Source organism: Candidatus Ruminimicrobium bovinum, assembly GCF_902760015.1.
GTDB classification, from domain to species: Bacteria; Elusimicrobiota; Endomicrobiia; order Endomicrobiales; family Endomicrobiaceae; genus Ruminimicrobium; species Ruminimicrobium bovinum.
The window spans coordinates 1-9,654 of the sequence record NZ_CACWEU010000226.1 but is presented as its reverse complement, the minus strand read 5'-3'; the positions used below and the strand labels follow the sequence as shown (position 1 = coordinate 9,654).

The window sequence follows — 9,654 nt, the reverse complement described above, 5'->3', positions numbered from 1 at the left end:
AGATGTTAGGAAAATTCAAGTTGTCGCACGGCTTTAAAAATTTCAAACGAATGGCGACACTGAGTGCGAAAAAGAGAATTTTTAAAAGAACTGTATTTTTTAAATATCCAAATTTGTTACATCCAACGAATGGGCTTGAATAAATGCACGTCTCGGTTCAACTTTATCACCCATAAGCGTTGTGAAAATTCTGTCTGTTTCTATTGCATCTTCAAGTTTAACCTGCAACATTTTTCTTCTTGCAGGGTCCATTGTTGTTTCCCAAAGCTGTTCGGGGTTCATTTCTCCCAAACCTTTGTATCTTTGAATTGTTGCACCTTTTCTGCCGAGTTCCCTTATTTTTTCTATCAATTGATTTGTTGAACTTAAATCATGCACATCGTTACCGTTTTTCAAACGATATACCGGTTTAATATGTGTTGTCCCGTAATGGTGCAAATGAAAACCTTTATCTTCAAGTTTTTTTGCCAAAATTTCTATTCTGGGAAGCTCCCACAATTCTTTATATTCCGGCAAAACATCATCCGTTAAACCGTCAACGGGAAGCTCTCCGTTTTGTTGTTGCATTTGTTTTTTTCTTTCGGCAAGTTCGGCTTTAAATTCCTTCCATTCTTTATCCGAATAAATAAAACGAACATTACCTTGGTCGATAACTCTGAATAACGGCATTTTGCCTTCCTGTCTGAACTTTAAATATTCGTTCCAGGTTAAACCTTTTTTTGTAATTTTTATTATTAAGTTATCAAGTTCGGCTATTGAATTTACAATTTGTGTCAATTCTTTTTGCTCTATCGTATCACCGATTTGCTGCCCGTCTTTTAATAAAATTAAACTTTGCCCGTCAAGCCCCTGCTTAAATAAAAATTTATCAAGCTCGCCTTCGGTTTGTAAATACATTTCTTTTTTGCCTTTTTTAACTTTATATAACGGCGGTTGTGCAATATAAACATAACCGTTGTCTATAAGTTGCGGCATTTGCCTGTAAAAGAAAGTTAAAAGAAGTGTTCTTATATGTGCACCGTCGACATCGGCATCGGTCATAATAACAACTTTATGATAACGAACTTTATCAATGTTAAAATCGCCTTCTTCCTTACCGATACCCGCACCGATTGCGGTTATCATGGTTTTTATTTCTTCGTTGCTTAACATTTTTGTAAGTCTTGATTTTTCCACATTTAAAATTTTACCCCTTAAAGGAAGTATTGCCTGAAATGCTCTGTTTCTGCCCTGTTTTGCCGAACCTCCTGCGGAATTTCCTTCCACTATAAAAAGTTCGGTTTTTTGCGGGTCTTTTTCGGAACAGTCGGCAAGTTTACCCGGAAGTGCGGCAGAGTCAAGTGCACCTTTTCTTCTTGTAAGTTCCCTTGCTTTTCTTGCGGCTTCTCTTGCTTCCGCGGCATTAATTGCTTTTTCCAAAATTTGCCCTGCTATGCCGGGGTTTTCTTCCAAAAATATCGTAAGTGCATCACCGACGAGCGATTTTACTATACCTTCAACTTCGGAGTTGCCCAACTTCGTTTTTGTTTGTCCTTCAAATTGCGGATTAGGCACTTTAACGGATATTATTGCAGTTAAACCTTCACGGACATCATCACCGGACAATGTTAAATTTTTTGTTTTTGAAAGTTCGTTTTTCTTAATATAGTCGTTAACCACCCTTGTTAAAGCAGACCTGAAACCGCTTAAATGTGTTCCGCCTTCAATGGTATTAATGTTGTTTACAAATGTAAAAATTTGTTCGTTGTAAGAATCGTTATATTGCATTGCAACTTCAACATCAACATTATCTTTTGTTTTTGCAAAATAAATAGGTTCTTTATTTATTACCTGTTTATTCGTATTCAAATAAGTAACGAAAGTTTTTATACCGCCTTCATAATGGAATGTATATTCTTTATCCTGCCTTTCGTCTATAATGGTAATGTTTGTTCCGGCATTTAAAAATGCAAGCTCTCTTAACCTTTTAACCAAAGTATCAAAAGAATAAGTTGTAACGGTAAAAATTTCCGGGTCGGGCCAAAAGGAAACTTTTGTTCCTCTGTCTTCGGTTTTACCTACAACTTCAAGCGGACCTTGCGGTTTACCTTTTGAATATTCCTGTTTGTAAATGTTACCGTTTCTGAAAACTTCAACTACAAGTTTTGTTGAAAGTGCATTTACACAAGATACACCTACACCGTGAAGACCTCCGGAAACTTTGTAAGAATTTTTATCGAATTTCCCGCCGGCATGCAATACCGTCATAACAACTTCAAGTGCGGACTTATTTTTGTATTTCGGATGCGGATCAACAGGAATACCTCTGCCATCATCCAAAACGGTTATTGAATTATCCGGATGAATAGTTACATCTATATTTTTACAATAACCTGCCAAAACTTCATCTATGGAATTATCTACAACTTCATAAACCAAATGATGTAAGCCCTGCTCGGAAGTTGAACCGATATACATTGCAGGTCTTTTTCTAACCGCTTCAAGCCCTTCCAAAACTTGAATTTTTGAAGCATCATAACTTGATGCAGCTTTATTCTGTTCTTCGTTAGTCATTAAACGCCCCCGTATTTATAGCTGATAAGCTGAGCCAAAACACTTTGTGTTTTTCAGCAGATAAGCTGATAGTTTATTTTATTATATAATACAAATATATATTTGTCAAATTTTAGTTATTTTATTTCGCATTTAATATTTTTTACTATCGTTTTACCGAAATATTGGTTTAACCTTTTTATCAATTGCTTTTTTCTTAAATTAAAATCATGCAAATAAACTGCAGATTCCGTTCTTGTAAAAACGGTTCCGTTTTTAAAACCGTTTAACTCCACCTTATTATTACCCACCTCTTTTTCCCAAACGGAAATTAAAACATAATAATTATCATCTAAGCCCAATTCTTTTTTTAATTGATTCACTACGGAAGAGATATGTTCAAAATCTTTATCCATAATTATCTCATAGGCATAACAACACAAATATACTTTTCATTTTTTTCCGGAACCAACACCACAGGATTTTGTGATGTAGTATAAGAAAATATTACATTATCATCATCGGTATTTTGTAATACTTCTTTTATATATGTAGGGTTAAAATTTATATCAAATTTACTGCCTGAATATTGCACATCAAGTTCGGTTTCTCCCGAACCGAGCCCTGCGGTATTTGCCGATATATAAAGTTTATTATCTTCAAAAGTAAATTTTACCGATGATGATTTATCCGATACCAATTTGTTGTCCGTTAAAAGTGCCATTTGTTTTACGGCAGAAATAGTATCTGCTACTTTTAATTTTATTTTTGATGTCATTTTTTTAGGGATAACCTGTTCGTAATTAGGGAATGTTCCCTCTATCAAGTTAGATAAAAATGTTATATCTCCGGCTTGAACTGCCACTTGGTTATCGGACAAACCGACAGTTACTTCTTCTATTTGGTCGTTTAAAGCAAGTAACCTTAAAATATCCGCTACCGCTTTTGTAGGAATTATTGCTTTTTGAGATAATTTTTTATCTATACCGTCTAAAGAAATATAAGATAACCTTCTTCCGTCGGTTGAAACAGCTTTTAAAACACCGTTATCGGCTATTAAATAAACACCGTTTAAAACATATCTTTGCTCATCTTTAGAAACCGAAAATATTGTTTTCTTAAACATATCCGCTAATGTTTTTGTTTTTATTTTTATATTATTTTCTTTTGGAAAATCAGGCAATGAAGGATATTCTTTTTTATCTATACCCATTAATATAAACTTTGACTTGGCGGATTTTATATTTATTTGGTTTGTATCATCGGATTTTATTTCTATATTACCGTCAGGTAATTCTTTTATAATATCCGTAAATCTTTTTGTAGGTATTGTAACGGCACCTTCTTTTTGTATTTCGGCTTTAATATAACAATTTATTCCTATTTCCAAATCGGTTGCCGATAATTTTACTTTATTACCTTCTGTTTCAAAAAGAAAATTGGAAAGAACCGGAAGTGTTACTTTGTTTGATACTACAGGTTGAACCATCTGCATACCTTTTATTAATTCATCTTTTGAACATATTACTTTCATTTTCCCTCCAAATCTTTTAAGAAACACCAAAATAAAGTTGTTCGGCATTTCTTTTATTAAAAATTTTTAAATAATTTAATAAATTTAACAGTAATACTATGTATAAATTGTATAACTTTTTAAAAATTAAAAAAATACTTGATAATTATATATTTTTTATATATTTAATTTGTAAATAATCTGTTGATAACTTTTATAAGTTATTATACTAATTAACAAGTTTTAAAGTTTTACGCTAAATTGAAAAATTATATAAAAGTTATCAACATTTAATTAATGTATAATTTACAATATATAATGTATAATTATTGTGTTTTTTCTATTACTTATAAAAAATTTGCTTTGTGAATTTTACCGACATTATAAATTATATATTCTACATTAAAAATTGTTTTGTAATTAATCTTCTGTTTTAATTTCTTTAATAATTTTATTTATAAGAGCTACAAAATAAGCATCTGATTCCAATTTTAACTTTATTTTATTACAAGCATGCATAACCGTTGTATGGTCTCTTCCGCCGAAAGCATCACCGATATCGGTAGTTGAAATATCAACTATCATTGTTCTTGCCAAATACATTGCAATTTGACGAGGTAATGCTATTTGTGCACTTCTTTTTTTACCTTTTAAATCTTTTACCGTTAAATTATATTCGTTTGCCACAGTTTCCTGTATTTTATCTATGGTAACAGTTATAGTTTCATCGGGGTCACCCACATCTTTTAATATGGTTTTAACGGTATCTAAAGTAAAAGGAGTATTCGTAAATTTTATAAAAGAAGTCACTCTTAAAAGACTTCCTTCAAGTTCCCTTATGTTTGATTTTATCTTTTTTGCTATAAATAACACTATATCGTCGGGAACAGAAAACTGTTCTTCTTCGGCTTTTTTTCTTAAAATGGCAATTCTTGTTTCCAAATCAGGTTTTTGTATATCGACGGTATTACCCCATTTGAACCTTGACATCAATCTTTCTTCCACCTCAAGTTTATCCTGCGGTCTGTCCGAAGCTATAACTATCTGTTTACCGTTATCTTTTAATGTATTGAATAAATTAAAAAATTCTTCCTGAGAACTGTCTTTACCTACAAGAAATTGAATATCATCAATTAAAAGGCAATCAAGATTTCTGTATTTATTTTTAAATACGGGCATTTTATCTTGAAACCTTATTGCTTCAATAAAATCGGAAGCAAATTTTTCACACGTAACATATAATATTCTAAAATTAGGAAAACCTTTTTTTAAAGAATTTCCTATTGCATGCAATAAATGTGTTTTACCGAGCCCCACACCGCCATAAATAAATAAAGGGTTAAATTGTTTGCCCGGGTTTTTTGCAACTGCTTCAGCCGATGCGGTTGCAAAACGGTTTGAACTTCCCACAACAAACCTTTCAAAAGTAAATTTCGGATTTATTTGGTCTTTAATTACCGAAGGCATAGGAGTATTACTGTGAACAGGTGTTTTTTCTATAGTTCTAACTATGGGAGAAATATCCCGTTGAATTTTATAGGCCAAAGTAACCTGTGTTGAATAGATTTTAGCCAACATTTCTTCTATTTCTTTATGATGGTTTTTTTCAAGCCACTGTGAAAAAAACACATTAGGAACCGATACAGTAAAAATATTGTTTTCAAAAGAAACGGGATTAAGCGGTTTTATCCACAAATTGACAACTTCCTGCCCTAATGCTGAACATAAGTTATCCACAATTTCTTTCCATATATCTTCAATGGACTTATTCATATTATCCCCAAGTTATCCACAAGTGTGGATAAAAATTTTTTGTTATATTTTTATTGAATTTAAAACATGATGAAAGGGCTGTAAAAAAATAACAAAATATCGTCAACAAACAGTATATAAAATTGGTGTAAAATAGTCAAGAAAAAATTAAGCCGTAATTTCAAAAAAACATATAGATGTATGTTAAAAAATATTTAGTTATCCAAAATAAGTTTTTTATTTGCCGGCATTTCAAAAACATCTTTAAAACCTTTACCGTTTAAAAAAGTTTTTGTTGGTACGTAATTAACTTTGTCACCATGAACTAAAAATATTTTTGAATTTTTATTTGCCGGTGTAAGCCAGGAGACTCTATCATAAATATCGGGATGATCGGAAAATATATCGAAACTTTTAACGGTTGCGTTAACCGGAATTTTACCTATTTTTTTGGCATTCTTTTTTAACTTACCGGCAGGTGTTTGCGGGCTTGCATAACTTACCAAAAAAACATTAACATCTCTCATGGGTAATAAATGTTTTATAAGTGAGTTTGAAATGCCTTTATCCATCATACCGCTTGCCGAAATTATAATTGAAGGTTTAGGGTAAATTTTTTGTTTTTTTAATATGTAATTTTTGGGTAATAAACTGCCTTGTTTATAAATTTCAGGGTTGAACCATTTTTGAGCCGAAGGATTTTTAATTTCTTTTTCATATAAATTTGTTATATCGTTGGAAGTGGGGGATAAACTGAAAACAGGAACATCTTCCGGAATTAAACCTTTATTTTGTGCCAATTTTAATTCAAATAAAATTTTTTGAGTTCTGTTAAGAGATAATGCGGGAATCCAAACAATTTCATTATGAGATAAAGCTTTATAAATTTCCGCCTGAAAAATATCATAATCTTTTTGAGATGTTTTTCTGTCGGTTGCACCGTAAGTATTTTCCATAAAAATAAAATCCGCTTCCGGAGCTGACGGTTTTTTGTTAAGTAATCTTGAATAATTATTACCAAGGTCTCCGGAAAATAAAATTTTTTTCAAATAATTATCTTTTACTTTGATAAAAACACTTGCGGAACCCGGAATATGCCCCGCATCAACTAAATAAAAAGAAGTGTTTTTTGAAAGTTTTATTTCTTGATTATAATCAACGGTTTTTAATTGTTTTATAAATAAATCCAATTGTTTTTTTAAACATTTTTTACACAATTTAAAATTAATGTTATATCTTTTATTTAAATCCGATAACGTTTCTTTATTATTTGAAGTTTCCGTATTTGAAATTGCATTTAAACAAGTTTTATACCAATGCAGTGTCGTTGTCCCCTGATGTTTTTTTTGACAATTGGTTCTTTGTTTTTTAGACCAAAAATAATTTTGTTCTACATCATCATAATTCCAACCTTTGGAAAATAATTCAAGAAGAATATCTTTTGTTGCTTTTGTCAAATAAATTTTTCCGTTAAAACCTTTACTTACCAATAACGGAATCCTTCCGCTATGGTCAACATGTGCATGTGTTAAAATAAGATACTCGGCATTTATAAGTTGTTTATCGACAGTTTTATTATCAGCAGGTAATTTATTTTCTTCATAAAAAGTACCGCAGTCGATTATTACGGAGGTTTCATCTGTTTGTAATAAAGCACATGAACCGGAAACTCTTTCGGCACCGCCGAAATATTCAACCGTAACTTGTGCATACAATGAATTTGCAAAAAATAATAAGATAAAAAAAATTATAATTCGTTGTTTCATTGTTTATATTTGTACTTAAATTAAAATTAAATTTTACTAATAAGTGTCGGATTTTTCAAGAATATAAACGGTTACTTCTCTAAACATCCACGATTTTTCTTCTTCGGCATTGTTTACACCCAAATCTATTCTGTTGCCTTTAATTGCAGAACCTGTATCACCGGCATATCCGTAACCGTAACCGGAAACATAAAGTCTTGTTTTCAAAGGTATTACTTTCGGGTCAACCGCAATTATGCCCCTTTGCATTTTTCGTCCCAAAAAAGTTACAGTGCCGTCTTTCCATGCAAGCGGGTCACCGGGATAATATGCCGTTGCTACCATTTTCATTCTTTTTGCTTTCGATAAATCGTAAATTTTTTCTATTTTATTATCATCGGTTAAAAGTAACAATCTGTAAAAAGTTTTCGAAATTATCCTTTCCCTGTCAAAAACCGCTCTGTCAAATTTTCCGTTATAAAAAAAGTGAGTATAATCCCTATCTATTGTTTTTACTATTCCTTTTTGCAGTTCAACTTTTCTTAAATTTTTTTTATAAATTTTTTTCCATAACGGTCTGAATTCCGTTTCTATTTTTTCTTTACCTTTTTTAACGGTAACCCTTGTTATATTTATTTTTTGTCCGGGTAAAACCGGTTTATTTAAACTGTCGGAAACAATATCTTCCGGATTTAAAGTTATATCCCGGTCGGTTAAAATATCGGCTAAAATTTTATCTTTAACATAATCGGTTATAATAACTTTATTGTCTACGAATATGAAAACTTTTTTATCGGTTTTGGAAATAAAAAATAAAATCAAACACCATATTATTATAAGTAAATAAACAATTCTGATAAAAGTTTTAATATCAATTGCTTTCATACTCGTCAAGGTAAGGTCTTGCTCTGAATGAAACTCCCGCCTGTTTTGCAATTTGTGCTACTTTTGAAACATCAAGCCCCGGCAGTTCAACGGCGGTAATAACTACAAGCGGAATATATTTTTTTGCTTCTTTTGCAAATTTTATAATTTCATCAAAAGATTCTTCCTTAAACATAGGCCTGTTTATTTCGTTGTGTTCTTTGGGGTTTGTTCCGTTAAGACTTATTGATATAACATCCGCCAAACCTTTTAATTGCGGTAAAATATTTTTATTATAATATCTGTTTGCAAGCCCCGCCGTATTAATTCTAATTCTTTTACCTTGTTGTTTTATCAGCTTTGAAATTTCTATTACTTCAGGTAACCTTATTAAAGCATCACCGTAACCGCAGAAAATAATTTCATTGTATTTTGTGATATCGCCCATTGAATCCATTACTTCCTGCACGGTAGGTTCTTTATCAAGTTTTAAAGAATTGCCTCTGAATTTTCCTGCCCATTTATTTTTTATACAATAAGGGCATGCCATCATACAACGGTTTGTTATATTAAGATATAAATTCCCGGCATATTCATAAGAATAAGAATTCATTTTATTATCTCCGAATTTTTAATTGATGAAGCTAAAACGGTTAAGGCAATGATTGTTTTTGAATCTTTTATTTTGCCGTTATAAATCATTTGCAATGCTTTTTTAAACGGTATTATAACGGTATTCACAAACTCATCACTGTCAGGATGACTTTTGCCCGGTATTAAATTTGTTGCGGTATAGATATAAAGTTCTTCATTTGAAAAAGCCGGAGTCGGCCAAAAAGAAATTAATTTTTTTATATTTTTGGTTTTATAACCTGTTTCTTCTTCCAATTCTCTTTTTGCACATTTTAACAAAGATTCTTTTTTATCAAGTTTGCCGGCGGGTATTTCATAGGTTATTTCATTTACGGGATATCTAAATTGTTTAACAAAAATAATATCGGTTTTATTTACAAAAGGAACTACAGCAACGGCACCGGGATGGTCAATGTATTCCCTTGTCGCTTTTTTATTGTTGGGTAATATTACGGTATCGTTGCAAAAATCAACGGCTTTGCCTTTATATACGGTATTTTTTTTATATGCTTTTTCTTTTAATTTCATTTTGTTTTCCTATTTTATAATTACCAAATTATCTTTATGTATAACTTCTTCACATAACATATTAGGATATTCCTGTTTTATTTGAGT

At 31.3% G+C, this 9,654-nt stretch carries 8 protein-coding genes; all 8 read right to left on the bottom strand.

Annotation, left to right across the window (positions count from 1 at the left end; translation table 11 throughout):
- Positions 1-99: 99 nt before the first annotated feature.
- The 8 genes from gyrB to ACMUOV_RS07595 all read right to left on the bottom strand — a co-directional run bounded on the left by gyrB (position 100) and on the right by ACMUOV_RS07595 (position 9,567).
- Positions 100-2,553 carry a DNA topoisomerase (ATP-hydrolyzing) subunit B gene (gene gyrB, locus ACMUOV_RS07630; protein ID WP_413854539.1) on the bottom strand — a complete coding sequence of 818 codons (2,454 nt, stop codon included), beginning with the start codon at positions 2,551-2,553 and terminating at the stop codon, positions 100-102.
- A 116-nt stretch (positions 2,554-2,669) separates the two neighbouring features.
- Entirely contained in the window at positions 2,670-2,948 is a 279-nt protein-coding gene (locus ACMUOV_RS07625; RefSeq protein ID WP_413854538.1) for a DUF721 domain-containing protein, read from the bottom strand.
- Between the two features lie 2 nt (positions 2,949-2,950).
- A complete protein-coding gene (gene dnaN, locus ACMUOV_RS07620) occupies positions 2,951-4,066 on the bottom strand; it encodes a DNA polymerase III subunit beta (RefSeq protein ID WP_413854537.1) in 1,116 nt (371 codons plus the stop codon).
- A 399-nt stretch (positions 4,067-4,465) separates the two neighbouring features.
- Entirely contained in the window at positions 4,466-5,818 is a 1,353-nt protein-coding gene (dnaA, locus tag ACMUOV_RS07615; protein ID WP_413854536.1) for a chromosomal replication initiator protein DnaA, read from the bottom strand.
- Between the two features lie 194 nt (positions 5,819-6,012).
- On the bottom strand, positions 6,013-7,563 hold the full coding sequence (locus ACMUOV_RS07610; RefSeq protein ID WP_413854535.1) for an MBL fold metallo-hydrolase: 1,551 nt from the start codon (positions 7,561-7,563) through the stop codon (positions 6,013-6,015).
- A 36-nt stretch (positions 7,564-7,599) separates the two neighbouring features.
- Positions 7,600-8,427, bottom strand: a complete 828-nt coding sequence (locus ACMUOV_RS07605) for a 3D domain-containing protein (RefSeq protein WP_413854534.1) — start codon at positions 8,425-8,427, stop codon at positions 7,600-7,602.
- A complete protein-coding gene (locus ACMUOV_RS07600; RefSeq protein ID WP_413854533.1) occupies positions 8,414-9,019 on the bottom strand; it encodes a TatD family nuclease-associated radical SAM protein in 606 nt (201 codons plus the stop codon). Before ACMUOV_RS07600 ends, ACMUOV_RS07605 begins: the two co-directional genes overlap by 14 nt.
- Positions 9,016-9,567: an NUDIX hydrolase gene (locus ACMUOV_RS07595; protein ID WP_413854532.1), complete on the bottom strand. Its 552-nt coding sequence runs from the start codon at positions 9,565-9,567 to the stop codon at positions 9,016-9,018. Before ACMUOV_RS07595 ends, ACMUOV_RS07600 begins: the two co-directional genes overlap by 4 nt.
- Positions 9,568-9,654: the final 87 nt, after the last annotated feature.

Coding starts and splice junctions, on each gene's coding strand:
- ACMUOV_RS07600 (WP_413854533.1), bottom strand. CDS start 9,019: ATGAATTCTTATTCTTATGAATATGCCGGGAATTTATATCTTAATATA.
- ACMUOV_RS07625 (WP_413854538.1), bottom strand. CDS start 2,948: ATGGATAAAGATTTTGAACATATCTCTTCCGTAGTGAATCAATTAAAA.
- ACMUOV_RS07605 (WP_413854534.1), bottom strand. CDS start 8,427: ATGAAAGCAATTGATATTAAAACTTTTATCAGAATTGTTTATTTACTT.
- dnaA (WP_413854536.1), bottom strand. CDS start 5,818: ATGAATAAGTCCATTGAAGATATATGGAAAGAAATTGTGGATAACTTA.
- dnaN (WP_413854537.1), bottom strand. CDS start 4,066: ATGAAAGTAATATGTTCAAAAGATGAATTAATAAAAGGTATGCAGATG.
- gyrB (WP_413854539.1), bottom strand. CDS start 2,553: ATGACTAACGAAGAACAGAATAAAGCTGCATCAAGTTATGATGCTTCA.
- ACMUOV_RS07595 (WP_413854532.1), bottom strand. CDS start 9,567: ATGAAATTAAAAGAAAAAGCATATAAAAAAAATACCGTATATAAAGGC.
- ACMUOV_RS07610 (WP_413854535.1), bottom strand. CDS start 7,563: ATGAAACAACGAATTATAATTTTTTTTATCTTATTATTTTTTGCAAAT.